Source organism: Mycolicibacterium arcueilense (genome assembly GCF_058536225.1).
The window spans coordinates 578,354-594,659 of sequence record NZ_JBZTYL010000007.1 but is presented as its reverse complement, the minus strand read 5'-3'; the positions used below and the strand labels follow the sequence as shown (position 1 = coordinate 594,659).

The following is a 16,306-nucleotide window of genomic DNA, read 5'->3' as shown; positions in this document are numbered from 1 at the left end:
CCCTCCCTGGCGCTTATGGCGTTTGCTGGAGAAACCCTATCCTGTCGTAAACCCGGGCGAGGGTCTTCCCCGCGACCTCCCGGGAATGTTCCGCGCCGGCGGCCAGCACAGCCTGCAGTTCTGCGGTGTCAGCCAATAATTCGTCCACGCGTGTCTTGATCGGCGTGACGAACTCCACCACGGCCTCGGCGGTCTCCTTCTTGAGATCGCCGTAGCCGCGGCCCGCGTAGCCCTCGACCAACTTGTCGACGTCGGTGCCGGTCACCGCGGACTGGATGGTCAGCAGGTTCGAGATGCCGGGCTTGGCCTCCGGATCGAACCGGATCTCACGCTCACTGTCGGTCACCGCGGAGCGGATCTTCTTGGCTGTGGCCTTCGGGTCGTCGAGCAGGCTGATCAGCCCGGCATCGGACGCCGCAGACTTGCTCATTTTCGACGACGGATCCTGCAGGTCGTAGATCTTGGCCGTCGCCTTGGGAATCATGGCCTCGGGCACCACGAACGTGTCGGGGAACCGGGCGTTGAACCGCTGCGCCAGGTCGCGGGCCAGCTCCAGGTGCTGACGCTGGTCTTCCCCGACCGGGACCAGGTCGGTGTCGTAGAGCAGCACGTCGGCGGCCATCAGCACCGGATAGGTGAACAGGCCCACGGTGGTGGCGTCCGCACCCTGCTTCTGCGACTTGTCCTTGAACTGTGTCATCCGCGATGCCTGGCCGAAGCCGGCGAAACATCCCAGCACCCAAGCCAATTGACTGTGCTCGGGCACGTGGCTCTGGACGAACACGGTGCTGCGCGCCGGATCGATACCCAGCGCCAGGTACTGCGCGGCGGTCACCAGCGTGCGCCGGCGCAGGGTCTCGGGATCCTGCGGCACGGTGATGGCGTGCTGGTCGACGACGCAGAAGAACGCCTCGTACCCGTCCTGTAGCTGCGCCCAGTGCGTGACGGCGCCCAGGGCATTACCGAGGTGCAGGGAGTCCGACGTGGGCTGAGCGCCCGAGAATACGACCTGTTTGCTTCCGCTACTCATGATGCTGTTGATTTTCGCACTGGCGTCATCCGGATTATTCGGGGGTCAGCCGCTGCAGGACCCGCAAGAACACCGCACGCTCGTCTGCCGACAGCTCGCCGAGCCAACGCTCCTCCCCGCGCTGGATCTCCCGCTGGGCCGCATCCTTGACCGCACGGCCCGCTTCGGTGATGCCCAACAGCCGGACCCGCCGATCGTCGGGGTCGGCCTCGCGCTCGATGAAGCCCTGCTGTTGCAGGTCATCGAGGGTGCGGATGATGCGGGTCTTGTCCGCGCCGATCGCCTCGGCCAGCGCCGCCTGCGTTCGCACCGACGACCGGTCGAGCGCGAGCAGGACGACGTAGCCCCACATTGTCAGCCCGTGGGCGTCGAGTACCGGCTGCTCGGCGGCCATCAGGTCCCGCATCAACGGGGCAAGCATGGCCGCCAGATCCGGGCGCTTCGACATCCGCTCATGGTAGGCGTTGCAATATCGTAAGCTCAGGCTTATCGTATGCTTATGCCTACTATTGAAACCGGCCTCCGCACCTTCCATCGCGTCGCCGTGCTGCGCTCCGTCGAAGCCGTCGACGCGGTCCGCACCTCCGACCTGAACCGCCCCACGCCGTGCACGGAGTGGACGTTGGCGGACCTCCTGGCGCACATGACCGTGCAGCACCACGGGTTCGCCGCGGCCGCGCGCGGAAATGGCGCCGACGAAGCGGTATGGCAGGTGGCGACGGTGGCCGACGCCGTCCGCGCCGACCCGGTCGGCACCTATGCTGCTGCCGCCCACGATGTGCTCGACGCGTTCGCGGCCGACGGAATCACCGAGGCGACGTTCGCCTTGCCCGAGTTCGGACCGGATGCGACATTCCCCGGCGCGTTGGCGATCGGATTCCACTTCGTCGACTACGCCGTCCACGGGTGGGATGTCGCAGCTTCGATGGGTGTGCCGTACCAACTGCCCGACGACGCGGTCACTGCCCTGCTTCCGCTGGTCATGGGGATTCCCGACGGAGACTTGCGTGACAGTGCGGCGTCACCGTTCGACCGGGCGGTCGATGCCACGGCCACAACGGAATTCGAGAAGATCCTGCTGCATCTCGGCCGCAGGCCGAACTGGCGTCAGCCGTAGCTGACCGTCACCGGTGAGTGATCCGACCACCGCAGCGCGTACAGCTCGGCCCGGTCCACCCGCGCCGACGTTGCCCGGACCGCCAGGGTCGGGCTGGCCAGGTGATAGTCGATGCGCCAACCGGCGTCGTTGTCGAAAGCCTTGCCGCGCCACGACCACCAGCTGTAGGGCCCGGCCACATCGGGATGCAGCACCCGCACGACGTCCACCCAGCCGGTGCCCAGAAGCTCAGTGAGCCAGGCCCGCTCGCTGGGCAGGAAGCCGGCCTTCTTGACGTTGCCCTTCCAGTTCTTGATGTCGTTCTCGGTGTGTGCGATGTTCCAGTCACCGCAGAGCACCGCGTCGGTGGCCTGCAGCTCGGCCATCCGGGCCGCGATCGTGGCCATGAACCGTTCCTTCTCCAGCTGACGGTCCGTCTCGGCCTCGCCGGTCGGCACGTAGATGCTGGCGACCGTGACTCCCGCGGTGTCCACCTCGAGGTAGCGGCCGTGAGCCTCGAACTCGTCGGACACCAGCAGTCGCGCAGCCTCGATGGGGTGTCGGGACAACACCGCAACGCCGTTGCGGCCCTTGACATGCGGGACGGCCGAGGCCAGATTCCACCCGTCGGCCAGTGCCGGGGTCAGGGCATCGTTGAGCTGCTCGTCGTCGGCCCTAGTCTCCTGCAGACACACCACATCGGCGTCGGTCTCCTTGAGCCAGGGCAGCAGGCCGAGGTTGTCGGTGGACCGCTGCTTGACCGCGGCGCGGATGCCGTTGACGTTGATGGTGCTGACGGTCAGGGGTCCCGGAGATGCCACGGCCCCGACCCTACCGACCCACACCGACAGCCCCTTGCGGTACCGGCGGTATCACCTTAATGTCGGGCGACATGGCTGAACGTGCTCCCATCCACCTGGGATCGGGCGAACCAATTCTGTTGCTGCACCCCTTCCTGCTGTCGCAGAGCGTGTGGAAGTACGTCGCGCCGCAACTCGCACAGACCGGGCGCTACGAGGTGTTCGCACCCACCATGGCCGGCCACCATGGCGGCGCACACGCGCCGCTGCTCCTCGACGTCGCGACACTGGCCGACGACGTCGAACGCCGCCTCGACGAACTGGGCTGGTGCACCGCGCACATCGTCGGAAACTCGCTCGGCGGCTGGGTGGCCTTCGAGCTGGAACGCCGCGGCCGGGCCCGCACGCTGACCGGCATCGCCCCCGCGGGTGGCTGGTCGATGCACACGCTGGCGAAGTACGAGATCATCGCCAAGTTCCTGGCGGCCCTGCCGATCGTGCTGTCTACTGCACTGTTGCGTCAGCAGCTGCTCAAACTCCCGATGACGAAGCAGATCTCATATCTGGCCGTGAGTGCGACCCCTGAGGTGCTCAACGACAGCGACCGTCGCGATCTGATCGACGATCTGGCACACTGCCCGGCCTACTTCAAGCTCATGGTCAAGGCACTGACCACCGCGGGACTGATGGAGATCAAGAACTCGCGAACCCCGACCCAACTCGTGATCTGCGAGAAGGACCGGGTGCTGCCCGCGCCACGCTTCACCCGGCACTTCACCAAGAGCCTGGCGCCCGACGCGGTGGTCACCACGCTGAAGGGTGTGGGGCACGTCCCGATGTTCGAGGCACCCGACACCATCACCCGGCTGATCACCGAATTCGTCGACCGGCACATGGACCAAACACGCGCGACGGGGTAGTCGACCATGCGCGCAGGCTCGGAGAGCTGAGCACAGGCTCGGCGCGGATGCTGCCGCGCCGAGCCCGACCTGCTAGCTAGGCCTTGTCGAAAGCGGCCAGCGCGTCGTTGAGCGTCTTGCTCGGACGCATCACCGCGGCGGTCTTCTCGGCGTCCGGGTAGTAGTAGCCGCCGATGTCGGCCGGCTTGCCCTGCGCCGCGTTGAGTTCGGCGACGATGGCCTGCTCGTGCTCGCCGAGCGACTTGGCCAGCGGCGCGAAGTGCTCGGCCAGCTCCTTGTCCTCGGTCTGCTCGGCCAGTGCCTGCGCCCAGTAGAGCGCGAGGTAGAACTGGCTGCCGCGGTTGTCGAGCTCTCCGGTCTTGCGCGACGGAGACTTGTTCTCGTCCAACAACTCTCCGGTCGCGGTGTCGAGCGCGTGCGCCAGCACCTTGGCCTTCTCGTTGTCCAGCTTGTTGCCCAGGTCCTCGAGGCTGGCACCCAGCGCGAGGAACTCGCCGAGCGAATCCCAGCGCAGGTGGTTCTCCTCCACCAACTGGTGCACGTGCTTGGGCGCCGAACCACCGGCACCGGTCTCGTACAGCCCGCCACCGGCCATCAGCGGCACGATCGAGAGCATCTTGGCGCTGGTGCCCAGCTCCAGGATCGGGAACAGGTCGGTCAGGTAGTCGCGGAGGATGTTGCCGGTCACCGAGATGGTGTCCTGGCCGCGGATCAGACGCTCCAGGGTGTAGCGCATGGCCCACACCTGCGGCAGGATCGTGATCTCCAGCCCCTCGGTGTCCTCCTCCTTGAGGTAGGCCTTGACCTTCTTGCGCAGCTCGTTCTCGTGCGGACGCTCGTCGTCGAGCCAGAACACGGCAGGCATACCGGACAGCCGGGCCCGGTTGACGGCCAGCTTGACCCAGTCGCGGATCGGGGCGTCCTTGACGATCGGCATGCGCCAGATGTCGCCCTCTTCGACCTCCTGGCTCAGCAGGACCTCACCGGAATCGATGTCGACGATCTTGGTGGTCCCGGCCTGAGGGATCTCGAAGGTCTTGTCGTGGCTGCCGTACTCCTCGGCCTTCTGCGCCATCAGGCCGACGTTGGGAACGGTGCCCATCGTGGTCGGATCGAACTGACCGTGGGTCTTACAGAAGTTGATCACTTCTTGGTACATCCGGGAGAAGGTCGACTCCGGGTTGACCGCCTTGGTGTCCTTGGTGCGGCCGTCGGCGCCGTACATCTTGCCGCCGAGCCGGATCATCGCCGGCATCGACGCGTCGACGATCACGTCGGACGGCGAGTGGAAGTTCGAGATGCCCTTGGCCGAATCGACCATGGCCAGCTCGGGGCGGTGCTCGTGGCAGCGGTGCAGATCCTCGACGATCTCTTCGCGCTGCGAGGCCGGCAGCGCCTCGATCTTGCTGTAGAGATCCGACAGACCGTTGTTGACGTTGACGCCGAGCTCGTCGAACAGCTTCTGGTGCTTGGCAAAGGCGTCCTTGTAGAAGACCTTCACTGCGTGGCCGAAGACGATCGGGTGGCTGACCTTCATCATGGTCGCCTTGACGTGCAGCGAGAACATCACGCCCGTCTTGTAGGCGTCCTCGATCTGCTCCTCGTAGAACTCGATCAGCGCCTTCTTGCTCATGTACATGCTGTCGATGACGTCGCCCTCGTCGAGCTTCACCTCGGGCTTCAAGACGATGGTCTCGCCCCCGGTGGTCTCCAGCTCCATGCGGACGTTGCGGGCCTTGTCGAGCGTCATCGACTCTTCACCGTGGTAAAAGTCGCCGGTCTTCATGGTCGCCACGTGAGTGCGGGAGGCCTGCGACCACTCGCCCATGCTGTGCGGGTGCTTGCGCGCGTACTCCTTGACCGCCTTGGGCGCCCGGCGGTCCGAGTTGCCCTCGCGCAGAACGGGGTTCACCGCGCTGCCGAGGATCTTGGAGTAGCGGTCCTTGAGGGCCTTCTCCTCGTCGGTCTTCGGATCACCCGGGTAGTCCGGGATTGCGTAGCCCTTCTCCTGCAGCTCCTTGACGGCAGCCACGAGCTGCGGGACCGAGGCACTGATGTTGGGCAGCTTGATGATGTTGGTCTCGGGCAGCTGGGTGAGACGGCCCAGCTCGCCGAGGTTGTCCGGGACGCGCTGGTCCTCGGTGAGGTAATCGCTGAACTCGGCCAGGATGCGAGCTGCCACCGAAATGTCACTGGTCTGGACATCGATGCCGGCGGGCTCGGCAAAAGCGCGGATGATCGGCAAGAAGGAGTACGTCGCAAGCAGCGGCGCCTCGTCGGTCAGCGTGTAGATGATGGTCGGCTGCTGGGCAGTCATGGTTGCTCTCCCGGCGTCAGTCTGGGTTCGACGAGGATCACTCGTTCTCACCCGCGGTTATTCGCTGCTCTGTATCGCGGGCCAGACTACAAGGGCGCGGTCGGCCGCGAAGGAGCAGCTTTCATTACTGACCAGTAACTTTGGCCTAAGTCCAGGCGTCCAACTCCTCTATGCGACGGCCGGACCGAACGTGCCTCAGCCCCCGTTTCACAGAACGGGCAAACACCCCGGGACAACCGACTGGCACGGCCTCAGCGCGTTGCGATAAGCTGCAGGCCGGTCATGAGTGTCAGCATCAAGCCCCGGCTTGCTGGCCGGCAACCCTCCAACCGCGGTGGGGTGCCCCGGGTGATGACCAGGTTGAGCAGCTGTGAGCAGCTGCAAGGCAAGCGCGGGTCCGAAGGTACGGGCCCCCAGACAGACAGGGAAACCTGATGGAGGCCACCCGTATGTATGTGTCCGTGAATTGTTGGTGTCTGCTGCCTGTCGTCGCCGACGACAGGCGCGACTCCCAGTAGCCGACCACACCCCTACCTTCCTCATCCCCTCACCGGAGGAGACACCAAGCCATGACAACCGCCGAGAACTGGTCATTCGAGACCAAGCAGATCCATGCGGGGCAGACGCCGGACAGCGCCACCAACGCCCGGGCCCTGCCGATCTACCAGACCACGTCGTACACGTTCCGCGACACCGACCACGCCGCCGCCCTGTTCGGACTGGCCGAGCCGGGCAACATCTACACCCGGATCATGAATCCCACGACCGACGTGGTCGAGCAGCGCATCGCCGCGCTCGAAGGCGGCGTCGCTGCCCTGCTGCTGTCCTCGGGCCAGGCCGCCGCAACATTCGCCATCCTCAACCTGGCCGGCACCGGTGACCACATCGTGTCGAGCCCCCGCCTGTACGGCGGTACGTACAACCTGTTCCACTACACGCTGCCCAAGCTCGGCATCGAGGTCAGCTTCGTCAAAGACCCTGATGCTCCCGACTCATGGCGCGCGGCCGTCCGGCCGAACACCAAGGCCTTCTTCGCCGAGACCATCTCCAACCCCCAGATCGATGTGCTCGACATCCCCGGCGTATCCGCCGTGGCACACGAGAACGGTGTCCCGCTGATCGTCGACAACACGATCGCCACGCCCTACCTGATCCAGCCCATCGCACTCGGCGCCGACATCGTGGTGCACTCGGCCACCAAGTACCTGGGCGGACACGGTTCGGCGATTGCCGGCGTGATCGTCGACAGCGGCAACTTCGACTGGACCAACGGACGCTTTCCGGGATTCACCGAGCCGGACCCCAGCTACCACGGCGTGATCTTCGCCGAGCTCGGCGCTCCGGCCTACGCCCTCAAGGCGAGGGTGCAGCTGCTGCGCGATCTGGGCAGCGCCCTGTCACCTTTCAACGCCTTTTTGATTGCGCAGGGATTGGAAACGCTGTCGCTGCGTGTTGAACGCCACGTGGCCAATGCGCAGAAGGTCGCCGAGTACCTGTCCGGGCACTCCGGCGTCACCTCGGTGAATTACGCCGGACTCCCCACCTCGCCCTGGTATGAGCAGGGTCAGAAGCTGGCGCCCAAGGGCACCGGCGCGGTGCTGGCATTCGAGCTGGCGGGCGGCGTGGAAGCGGGCAAGGCGTTCGTCAACGCCCTCACGTTGCACAGCCACGTCGCCAACATCGGTGATGTGCGCTCGCTGGTGATCCACCCCGCCTCGACCACACACGCACAGCTCTCCCCCGAGGAGCAGCTGTCCACCGGCGTGACCCCCGGGCTGGTGCGGCTGGCCGTCGGTATCGAGGGCATCGACGACATCCTGGCCGACCTGGAGCAGGGATTCGCCGCCGCCCGTCCGTTCAGCGGCGTCGCGCAGACTGCGGCGACGGTGTAGGACGGCGAGAGAAGACCGGCATGACGATCACCGAAGAACCCGCCGTGTCCACCGTCCCGTTGCCTGCCGAAGGCGAGATCAGCGTGGTGCACATCGGTGCCCTGACGCTGGAGAGCGGCACCGTCCTGCCCGACGTGTCGATCGCCGTGCAGCGCTGGGGCGAGCTGTCTCCCGCACGCGACAACGTGGTGATGGTGCTGCACGCGCTGACCGGCGACTCCCATGTCACCGGACCGGCCGGCGACGGCCATCCGACCGCTGGTTGGTGGGACGGGGTGGCCGGACCGGGCGCCCCGATCGATACCGACCAGTGGTGCGCGATCTCGACCAACGTGCTCGGCGGCTGCCAGGGCTCGACCGGACCGGGTTCCCTTGCCCCCGACGGAAAGCCATGGGGCTCACGGTTTCCCCAGATCACGATCCGCGACCAGGTCGAGGCCGACCGGGCTGCACTGGCCGCCCTCGGCATCACCGAGGTGGCCGCGGTCGTCGGCGGGTCGATGGGCGGGGCCCGAGCGCTGGAATGGCTCGTCGGGCATCCCGACGAGGTTCGGGCCGGGCTGGTACTGGCCGTCGGGGCCCGCGCGACCGCCGATCAGATCGGCACCCAGAGCACCCAGGTGGCCGCGATCAAGGCCGATCCGGACTGGCAGGGCGGTGACTACTACGGCACCGGCCGGTCACCATCGGCCGGCATGGAGATCGCCCGGCGCTTCGCGCACCTGACCTATCGCGGTGAAGAGGAACTCGACGACCGCTTCGGCAACGACGCCCAGGGCGACGAGGACCCGACCGACGGGGGACGTTACGGGGTGCAGAGCTACCTCGAGTACCAGGGCGGCAAGCTGGCCCGCCGATTCGACCCTGGCACCTATGTGACCCTCTCGGATGCGCTGTCCACCCACGATGTGGGCCGCGGCCGCGACGGAGTCGCCAGCGCACTGCACAGTTGTCCGGTGCCCGTCATCGTCGGCGGGATCACCTCCGACCGGCTCTACCCCATCCGGCTGCAACAGGAACTGGCCGAGTTGCTGCCGGGTTGCAACGGCCTCGACGTGGTCGACTCGGCGTTCGGCCACGACGGCTTCCTGGTCGAGACGGAGGTGGTGGGCAAATTGATCCGCCGCACACTGGAGCTGGCACAGCGGTGAGCTCACCCAAGGCGCGTTCCCTGTCCTTCGGCTCTGAGGCCGCAGCCTACGAACGCGGCCGGCCGTCGTATCCGCCGGAGGCGATCGACTGGCTGCTGCCCGAGGGCGCCCACGACGTGCTGGATCTGGGCGCAGGTACCGGCAAGCTGACCACCCGGCTCGTCGAGCGCGGACTGGACGTCATCGCCGTCGACCCCATTCCGGAAATGCTTGAGCTGCTGTCCAACTCGTTGCCCGACACCCCGGCACTGCTCGGTACCGCCGAGGAGATCCCACTGGCCGACAACAGCGTCGACGCGGTACTGGTGGCCCAGGCGTGGCACTGGTTCGACCCGAAACGGGCGGTCAAGGAAGTCAGCCGGGTGCTGCGCCCGGGCGGTCGGCTGGGGCTGGTGTGGAACACCCGCGACGAGCGGTCGGGCTGGGTCAAGGATCTGGGACGGATCATCGGACCCGAACATGATCCCAACAGCGAGGTGGCACTGGGTGAACCGTTCGGCGGGATCGAACGTCACCAGGTGGAGTGGACGAGTTATCTGACGCCCCAGGCGCTCATCGATCTGGTGGCGTCGCGCAGCTACTGCATCACCTCACCGGAGCGGGTGCGCACCCAGACGCTGGAGCAGGTCCGCGAACTGCTGTCCACCCACCCGGCGCTGGCCCATTCATCGGGCCTGGCACTGCCCTACGTCACGATCGGTATCCGGGCCACACTTGCCTGAGGACAACCGAACTAGGCGTCGCGGCCCATGATGAACTCGCCGATGACGGCGGTACCCGGGCCGGGCCGCGCACCCGGACCGGCCGTGGCGGTGGTGGTGTCGGCGCTGAGTTCGCCGCCGCACTGGGCACATACCGTCTTCGCTGTTGTGACACAACCACATTCAGTGTGAACGAGCAGGGCCGGCGGCCCATCCGACCCGGCCTGCCACTTGTCCCCCCACGCCAGCAGCGTTGCGATCACCGGGTAGAGGTCGCGACCTTTGTCGGTGAGCAGGTATTCGTACCGCGCCGGCGCGCTCTGATACTGCCGTCGTTCCACGACTCCGTGGCCTTCGAGTTCGTCGAGACGCGCGGCCAGGATGTTCGACGCGATACCGAGGTCGCGGCGGATGTCCTCGAACCGCGTCAACCCCGCGAACAGGTCACGCAGGATCAACGGGGTCCAGCGTTGCCCGACCACGTCGACCGCGCGCGCAATCGAGCACGCGATATCGCCGAAGGACTGTTTGGGCACACCCGAACCGTAGTCCATTGCGAATTGCAATGAACAGAGATTAGGGTGGGTTGCAATTCACAAGTGACTGAAGGATGGGGCGATGACAACGACGACAGACTCGGTCAACGCGTTCTGCGAGGCCACCCGCACCAACGACATCGACCGAGTGATGGCCACGCTGGCCCCAGACGCGGAACTCATCTCGCCGTTGTCCGGCCGGATGGTGTTCCGCGGACACGACGATCTCCGCTCGCTGCTCACCGCGGTGTACGGCGGCCTGCGGCAACTGTCGTGGCAGGAACCGATCGGCGAGGGACAGATTCGCGTGGCCGTCAGCGAAGGCCGGGTCGCGGGCGTCACCATCACCGACGCACTGGTGCTCGAACTCGACGACACCGGCCAGATTCGGCGGCTGCGCCCGCACCTGCGGCCGTGGCTCGCGACCACGGTATTCGCACTCCTGCTCGGACCGAAGATCGCCCGCCACCCCGCCGTCCTGCGCCGCGCCCTCAGGCGCTGAGCGCGTCCGGTTCCGCCTCCGGTCCGACCCAACGCTGCAGCGCGCCACGTAGTCGGTCCTGGTCGCGCTCTTCGAAATCGTCTGCCGCCCAGGCGACATAGCCGTCAGGCCGGATCAGCAGGAACGCGGCGGGCGCGCCTTCTGCGGTCGCCACCGTCACGTCCAGCCGGTCGCGCCAGCCCTCGACCCCGTCGGCGCAGGCGCCGCCGGACAGGTCGAGCAACATCGGCCTCCCCGACTGCAGCAACTCGGCAACCCGGCGACCGTCGTCCAGAACGAAATCAGGCACGAAGTATCCGGACAGCCGGTGCTCGTCGTCGACGTCGTAACGGACATCCGACCCGGCCAGGACTCCGGCGATGTGCGCCGCACCGTCCGGCGTGGCCAGGAGCTCGCCGAAAAGCTGTCGCAGTGCGGTGACTTCGGGCCCGGAGGCCATCAGCGCGGCCTGGGCCATCGAGTGCATCATCACCCGCTGCCCGGCCGGCCAGCGCTCACTGTGATAGCTGTCCAGCAAGCCGTCAGGCGCCCAGCCCTGCACTGTGGCAGCCAGTTTCCAGCCGAGGTTCATCGCGTCCTGCAGTCCCAGGTTCAGACCAGGACCGCCCATCGCCGAATGCACGTGGGCGGCATCTCCCACCAGGAAGACGTTGCCCGCGCGGTACTGCTCGGCCTGACGGGTGTTCTGGCCGTTGATGCGGCGCAGAGCATGCGGTCCCGGTCCGTCCGGGGGTTCGATCGGCAGATCGGCACCGACCACTCGCCTCACGCTCGCGCGCAACTCGTCGATCGTCAGCTCCGGTGCGCCCTCCGGCAGGACGGAGCCGTACTCGATGGTCCCCAGCATCGACCGGCCCTCCTGGAACTCGGCGTAGATCAGCACTCCATCGTCGAAGCGATTGTGTCCGAAGGGGATTCGTCCGATACCAGGGATGTTCAGTTGGCCGTAGCCCGCGCGCAACTCATCCGGCAGGCTGATGTGGGCCACCCTCGCGACCATCTCGGTGGTCAGCCCGGGGAATTCGATGCCTGCCTTCTTCCTGACCGGACTGCGGCCCCCGTCGGCGCCGACGAGATAGGTGGTCGCCAGCCGGTAGTTACCCGCGGGCGCGGCGACCTCCACGGTGATGCCATCGGATTCCTGCCGGAGATCGACGAACTCATGCCCCCACCGGATCTCGACCCCAAGGCCCTGCACCCAGTCGACCAGTTGGCGCACGACCTTGGGCTGTTGAATCAGCATGCCGTACATCGGGTTGTCGACCACATCGACGAACGGCACCTGCATGCCCGCAAAGATGTAGCCCCCCATCGGCTCCGGGGCCGCGTCCGAACCACTGAGCGTCCGGTACAGACCCCGCAGATCGAGCACGCGGTTGGCCTGCCCGACAATGCCGTTGGCCTTGAGCTCCTCGCTGGGCTCCGGCAACTGCTCCAACACCACCGGCCGCACCCCGGCCAGGGCCAACTCACCGGCCACCAGCAGACCGTTGGGGCCGGCGCCGGAGATGACGACGTCCACCTTGTTCTCGTTCATGAGTCCCCTCCGTACTTGTTTGGCACCCTGTGTGCGTCGGTTCCTACGCCAGGGCTGTTGTTCGACCGCCACGACAACCCTCAGGTAGAAATCGGCGGTGGCGATTGGCTTCCCGGTTCAGGTAGACCCGCGGCGACCGCCGCGAACCCTTTGCGCAGTAGTGACGTGAAAGACACTGGCGGATCGGCGATCCCGTACTCGTCCATCGCAACATCGCCGACCGCACGCACCACGGCGGCCACCAGCCGCGGATACATGTCACGTTCCGGGTCGGTGCCGGTCCGTTCGGCGATCGCCGTCACCCACTCGTCGGACATCCCCCGGAAGGTCGCATCGCGTATCTCTGGGATCATCAGCAGTTTTCGGACCTCGGCCAGCTGCCGGCGGGTCGGCAGCACGCTCTCCGCACCGTAGACGTCGGACATATCGGCGTCCACCGGATTAATCACGGACTCGGTGATGGCGGTCCACAGTGGTTCGTCGGCCGGCCGGGATCTCAGCAGGTCGATGCTGCGACGCAAGCGTTCCTGCTGCCGGTACGCCAGCGCGTCGTACTTGCCGGCGAAGTAGTTGGTGAAGGTGCGCACCGAGACCCCGGCGAGATTGGCGATGTCTTCGCGGGTGACGTTCTCCAGCCCGCGCTCGAAAGCCAACGTCAACGCCGCATCGCTCAGCGCCCGTCGGGTGTCGAGCTTCTTGCGTTCCCGCAGTCCCGGTTCCATGCCACCACTGTAGAACAATTAGTGCCCACTGGGCAATATTGCCTACTGGGCATTTCCTGAGAATTGCCGGTGGCTGAAATAGCCAAAATGGCTAAAATGGCCATATGGCTACGCTGACTTTCCGCAACCGCGCCGGCGAGCTCGTCGATGTGCCCTCCGTCGCGGCCACCCGGTTCAAGAACGAGTTCGCCGCGATCGTCGAACAGGCCGCCCTCGGCGGCGCCGTCACGATCACCAAACACAATGCCCCCAAGGCGGTGCTCGTCTCCTACGCCGAGTTCGAGGCGCTCACCCGCGCCAACGCCCCGGCCCTCGACGAGCTGACCGAGGAGTTCGACACCCTGCTGGAACGCATGCAGACGCCGGAATCCAAGGCAGCCGTGGGCGCTGCCTTCGACGCCACACCCGAGCAGCTGGGCGCCGCAGCGCAATCGGCACAACGAGGCTGAGCCCGTCAGGTGCCTTGCATCTACGTCCTTGCCGGGGTCAACGGCGCCGGCAAGAGCAGCATCGGCGGTGCCACCATCCGCTCTTTCGGAGGCGACTACTTCAACCCCGACGAAGCCGCTCGCCAGCTGAGGGCCGCCAATTCCGAGCTCGACCAGACCCGTGCCAACAGCCTGGCCTGGCATCAGGGCAAGCGGCTACTGGAACGCGCCATCGCCGAAAAGCTCGACCTGGCCATCGAATCCACCCTCGCCGGCAGCACCATCCCCCGCCTGTTGACCGAAGCCACCGCCGAAGGGTTCGAAGTGCGGATCTGGTACGTCGGGCTGGCCTCCCCCGAGCTGCACATCGAGCGGGTACGGCACCGGGTGGGCACCGGCGGTCATGACATCCCGGAATCCTCGATCCGGCGCCGGTGGCGACACAGCAGGCAGAACCTCGTGCAGTTGCTCCCGGTGGTCACCGAACTCCGCGTCTACGACAACTCTGCCGACGCCGATCCAGCCGGTGAGCACGCCCCGCTGCCGGTCCTGGTGCTGCATGTGGCCCACGGCGAGATCGTCGGGCCGGCCGATCTGTCGAACACGCCGGAATGGGCCAAGCCGATCGTGGCGGCTGCACTGAAATTGGGTTGAGCACCTGGGCCGGCGCACCTACCGTGTTGGCCATGTCAGTGACCTACATCCGCTTGCGCATCACCTAGCGGCGGATCTGCACTTCCTCTAAACATCCGCCGCAGCAGCGTCTTGCCCCTGCGATCGCGGAGTGTCCGTGTCTTCACCTCATCACGGCCGGCACGAATACGGCCAGAATTTCCTGTGCGACCGACGAGTGGTCGCCAATATCGTCAAAATCGTCTCGCACACAACAGGTCCCATTGTCGAGATCGGCGCCGGAGACGGGGCACTGACCCTGCCGCTGCAACGGCTGAACCGACAGCTGACCGCCATCGAGATCGACCCTCGGCGAGCCGGCCGACTGGCGGCCCGAACCACTGCCGAGGTGGTCGAAATCGACTTCCTGCGGTACCGACTGCCATCGGTACCTCATGTCGTGGTGGGCAATCTTCCGTTTCATCTCACCACTGCCATCCTCCGGCGCCTGCTGCACGGCCCGGGATGGACCGATGCCGTACTGCTGATGCAGTGGGAGGTGGCCCGGCGACGGGCCGCCGTGGGCGGCGCCACCATGATGACCGCGCAGTGGTGGCCATGGTTCGAATTCGGTTTGGCACGAAAGGTGTCCGCGGACGCGTTCCGTCCAAGGCCCGGAGTGGATGCCGGCCTGCTGACGATCAGACGCCGCGGTGAACCCCTGGTCCCACCGGCCGACCGTCGCCGGTATCAGGCACTGGCACACGAGGTGTTCACCGGACGGGGTCGCGGCCTGGCGCAAATTCTGCGACAGCGTGTAGACCGGCGGTGGTTGCAGGCCAATGGAATTCACCCGTCGGCACTTCCACGAGATCTGTCCGCACCGCAATGGGCGGCGTTGTTCGCAGCGGTCAGCTAGCTGGTGCCGAGCGGGTCGATGGTCCAGGCGATGTAGAGCACGATGGCACTCACCGTCGCGGTGGTCGTGAAGTCGATGGTCCGCGAACGCACCACCAGGAGCCCGGCCCGGTCATCGGTCAGGGCCAGCCGCAGCGCTGCCGCCGCGCCCACGCCGATCCCGATCACCAGCGCGCCGCGGCGCCAATAGCCCGCCACCACCAAGGCGAAGGCCGCGATGAAGATCAGCCCGACCACCAGGATCGGCCACTGGCCGGCGAACACCTTGCGGACGAACTCGTTCACTGTCACGCCAGTTTCGACTCTTCGGCCTCGACGACGTTGGTCAGCAGGAACGCCCGCGTCAGGGGCCCCACCCCGCCCGGGTTGGGTGACACGTGCCCGGCGACGTCCCAGACGTCAGGCGCGACGTCACCGGTGAGCTTGCCGTCCACCCGGCTCACACCGACGTCGACGACGGCGGCACCGGGCTTGACCATGTCGGCGGTCACCATGTGCGGCACCCCGACCGCGGCGATGATGATGTCAGCCTGCCGCGTCAGAGCAGGCAGATCGCGGGTACCCGTGTGGCACAGCGTGACCGTGGCGTTCTCCGAACGCCGGGTGAGCAACAGGCCCATCGGCCGGCCGACTGTCACCCCGCGCCCGATCACCACGACATGCGCCCCCGCGATCGGCACGTCGAACCGCCGCAGCAGGTGCACGATGCCGCGCGGCGTACAGGGAAGAGCCGCTTCCTTGCCCAGCACGAGCCGGCCCAGGTTGGTCGGATGCAGACCGTCGGCGTCCTTGGCCGGATCGATGCGCTCCAACGCGGCGTTCTCGTCCAGATGCTTCGGCAGCGGCAGCTGCACGATGTAGCCCGTGCACTCCGGGTTGGCGTTGAGCTCGTCGATGGTCTCGTCGAGCTGCGCCTGGGTGATGTCGGCAGGCAGGTCGCGGCGGATCGAGTTGATCCCGACCTTGGCGCAGTCGGCATGCTTGCCGCGCACGTAAGCCTGCGAACCGGGGTCGTCACCGACCAACACGGTTCCGAGCCCGGGCGTCCGGCCCGCTTCGGTCAATTTCGCGACGCGCTGCTTGAGATCAACGAAGATCTCGTCGCGCGTGGCCTTACCGTCCAACACAATGGAACCCACGGGTG

18 protein-coding genes and 1 riboswitch are annotated in these 16,306 nt (G+C 66.5%); of the genes, 9 read left to right on the top strand and 9 right to left on the bottom strand.

The features are described 5' to 3' along the window. Window positions 1-13: 13 nt before the first annotated feature. Window positions 14-1,030 (bottom strand): tryptophan--tRNA ligase, encoded by a 1,017-nt coding sequence (gene trpS, locus AC4LGL_RS07005; RefSeq protein ID WP_491838085.1) that lies wholly within the window; start codon window positions 1,028-1,030, stop codon window positions 14-16. A gap of 34 nt (window positions 1,031-1,064) precedes the next feature. Continuing rightward, window positions 1,065-1,478 carry a MarR family winged helix-turn-helix transcriptional regulator gene (locus AC4LGL_RS07000; protein WP_491838084.1) on the bottom strand — a complete coding sequence of 138 codons (414 nt, stop codon included), beginning with the start codon at window positions 1,476-1,478 and terminating at the stop codon, window positions 1,065-1,067. Between the two features lie 51 nt (window positions 1,479-1,529). Between AC4LGL_RS07000 and AC4LGL_RS06995 the strand changes: the two genes are divergently transcribed. Further along, window positions 1,530-2,147: a TIGR03086 family metal-binding protein gene (locus AC4LGL_RS06995; protein ID WP_491838083.1), complete on the top strand. Its 618-nt coding sequence runs from the start codon at window positions 1,530-1,532 to the stop codon at window positions 2,145-2,147. On the opposite strand, the gene AC4LGL_RS06990 is transcribed toward AC4LGL_RS06995, so the two are convergent. After that, window positions 2,138-2,929, bottom strand: a complete 792-nt coding sequence (locus AC4LGL_RS06990; protein ID WP_491839289.1) for an exodeoxyribonuclease III — start codon at window positions 2,927-2,929, stop codon at window positions 2,138-2,140. The two genes, AC4LGL_RS06995 and AC4LGL_RS06990, sit on opposite strands and share 10 nt — an antisense overlap. An 89-nt stretch (window positions 2,930-3,018) precedes the next feature. On the opposite strand from AC4LGL_RS06990, the gene AC4LGL_RS06985 reads away from it, so the two are divergent. Beyond that, on the top strand, window positions 3,019-3,846 hold the full coding sequence (locus AC4LGL_RS06985; RefSeq protein WP_491838082.1) for an epoxide hydrolase EphH: 828 nt from the start codon (window positions 3,019-3,021) through the stop codon (window positions 3,844-3,846). A 76-nt stretch (window positions 3,847-3,922) separates the two neighbouring features. Here AC4LGL_RS06985 and AC4LGL_RS06980 read toward each other — a convergent pair whose 3' ends face one another. Beyond that, window positions 3,923-6,163 (bottom strand): NADP-dependent isocitrate dehydrogenase, encoded by a 2,241-nt coding sequence (locus AC4LGL_RS06980; protein ID WP_491838081.1) that lies wholly within the window; start codon window positions 6,161-6,163, stop codon window positions 3,923-3,925. A gap of 278 nt (window positions 6,164-6,441) precedes the next feature. Then, window positions 6,442-6,561: riboswitch (SAM riboswitch) on the top strand. Between the two features lie 171 nt (window positions 6,562-6,732). On the opposite strand from AC4LGL_RS06980, the gene AC4LGL_RS06975 reads away from it, so the two are divergent. From AC4LGL_RS06975 to AC4LGL_RS06965, 3 genes are read left to right on the top strand one after another with little or no spacing between them, the layout of a single operon-like run. After that, entirely contained in the window at window positions 6,733-8,055 is a 1,323-nt protein-coding gene (locus AC4LGL_RS06975) for a bifunctional o-acetylhomoserine/o-acetylserine sulfhydrylase (RefSeq protein ID WP_491838080.1), read from the top strand. 20 nt (window positions 8,056-8,075) lie between these two features. Continuing rightward, the gene (metX, locus tag AC4LGL_RS06970) at window positions 8,076-9,206 is read left to right on the top strand and encodes a homoserine O-acetyltransferase MetX (protein WP_491838079.1); all 1,131 of its coding nucleotides are present in this window, start codon (window positions 8,076-8,078) and stop codon (window positions 9,204-9,206) included. Beyond that, window positions 9,203-9,928 (top strand): class I SAM-dependent methyltransferase, encoded by a 726-nt coding sequence (locus tag AC4LGL_RS06965; protein ID WP_491838078.1) that lies wholly within the window; start codon window positions 9,203-9,205, stop codon window positions 9,926-9,928. Before metX ends, AC4LGL_RS06965 begins: the two co-directional genes overlap by 4 nt. 11 nt (window positions 9,929-9,939) lie before the next feature. Here the strand turns inward: AC4LGL_RS06965 and AC4LGL_RS06960 are convergent, their stop codons facing one another. Next, window positions 9,940-10,443, bottom strand: a complete 504-nt coding sequence (locus AC4LGL_RS06960; RefSeq protein ID WP_491838077.1) for a winged helix-turn-helix transcriptional regulator — start codon at window positions 10,441-10,443, stop codon at window positions 9,940-9,942. An 82-nt stretch (window positions 10,444-10,525) separates the two neighbouring features. Between AC4LGL_RS06960 and AC4LGL_RS06955 the strand changes: the two genes are divergently transcribed. Further along, window positions 10,526-10,945 (top strand): nuclear transport factor 2 family protein, encoded by a 420-nt coding sequence (locus tag AC4LGL_RS06955; RefSeq protein ID WP_491838076.1) that lies wholly within the window; start codon window positions 10,526-10,528, stop codon window positions 10,943-10,945. Here the strand turns inward: AC4LGL_RS06955 and AC4LGL_RS06950 are convergent. Continuing rightward, on the bottom strand, window positions 10,935-12,482 hold the full coding sequence (locus tag AC4LGL_RS06950) for an FAD-dependent monooxygenase (RefSeq protein WP_491838075.1): 1,548 nt from the start codon (window positions 12,480-12,482) through the stop codon (window positions 10,935-10,937). The genes AC4LGL_RS06955 and AC4LGL_RS06950 overlap by 11 nt on opposite strands. Before the next feature lie 80 nt (window positions 12,483-12,562). Continuing rightward, window positions 12,563-13,204, bottom strand: coding sequence for a TetR/AcrR family transcriptional regulator (locus AC4LGL_RS06945; protein WP_491838074.1), 642 nt, complete (start codon window positions 13,202-13,204; stop codon window positions 12,563-12,565). Between the two features lie 104 nt (window positions 13,205-13,308). Here AC4LGL_RS06945 and AC4LGL_RS06940 point away from each other — a divergent pair, with 104 nt between their 5' ends. The 3 genes from AC4LGL_RS06940 (at window position 13,309) to erm (ending at window position 15,163) form a co-directional block, all read left to right on the top strand. After that, complete coding sequence (locus tag AC4LGL_RS06940) at window positions 13,309-13,653, top strand: type II toxin-antitoxin system Phd/YefM family antitoxin (protein ID WP_491838073.1); 345 nt, start codon at window positions 13,309-13,311, stop codon at window positions 13,651-13,653. A gap of 9 nt (window positions 13,654-13,662) precedes the next feature. Beyond that, window positions 13,663-14,286: an ATPase gene (locus AC4LGL_RS06935; protein WP_491838072.1), complete on the top strand. Its 624-nt coding sequence runs from the start codon at window positions 13,663-13,665 to the stop codon at window positions 14,284-14,286. A gap of 136 nt (window positions 14,287-14,422) precedes the next feature. Continuing rightward, window positions 14,423-15,163: a 23S ribosomal RNA methyltransferase Erm gene (gene erm / locus AC4LGL_RS06930; protein ID WP_491838071.1), complete on the top strand. Its 741-nt coding sequence runs from the start codon at window positions 14,423-14,425 to the stop codon at window positions 15,161-15,163. On the opposite strand, the gene AC4LGL_RS06925 is transcribed toward erm, so the two are convergent. Together AC4LGL_RS06925 and AC4LGL_RS06920 are read right to left on the bottom strand one after the other, a co-directional pair. Continuing rightward, the gene (locus AC4LGL_RS06925) at window positions 15,160-15,453 is read right to left on the bottom strand and encodes a DUF3017 domain-containing protein (protein WP_055109665.1); all 294 of its coding nucleotides are present in this window, start codon (window positions 15,451-15,453) and stop codon (window positions 15,160-15,162) included. The two genes, erm and AC4LGL_RS06925, sit on opposite strands and share 4 nt — an antisense overlap. Continuing rightward, window positions 15,450-16,301: a bifunctional methylenetetrahydrofolate dehydrogenase/methenyltetrahydrofolate cyclohydrolase gene (locus AC4LGL_RS06920; protein ID WP_064880194.1), complete on the bottom strand. Its 852-nt coding sequence runs from the start codon at window positions 16,299-16,301 to the stop codon at window positions 15,450-15,452. Before AC4LGL_RS06920 ends, AC4LGL_RS06925 begins: the two co-directional genes overlap by 4 nt. Window positions 16,302-16,306: the final 5 nt, after the last annotated feature.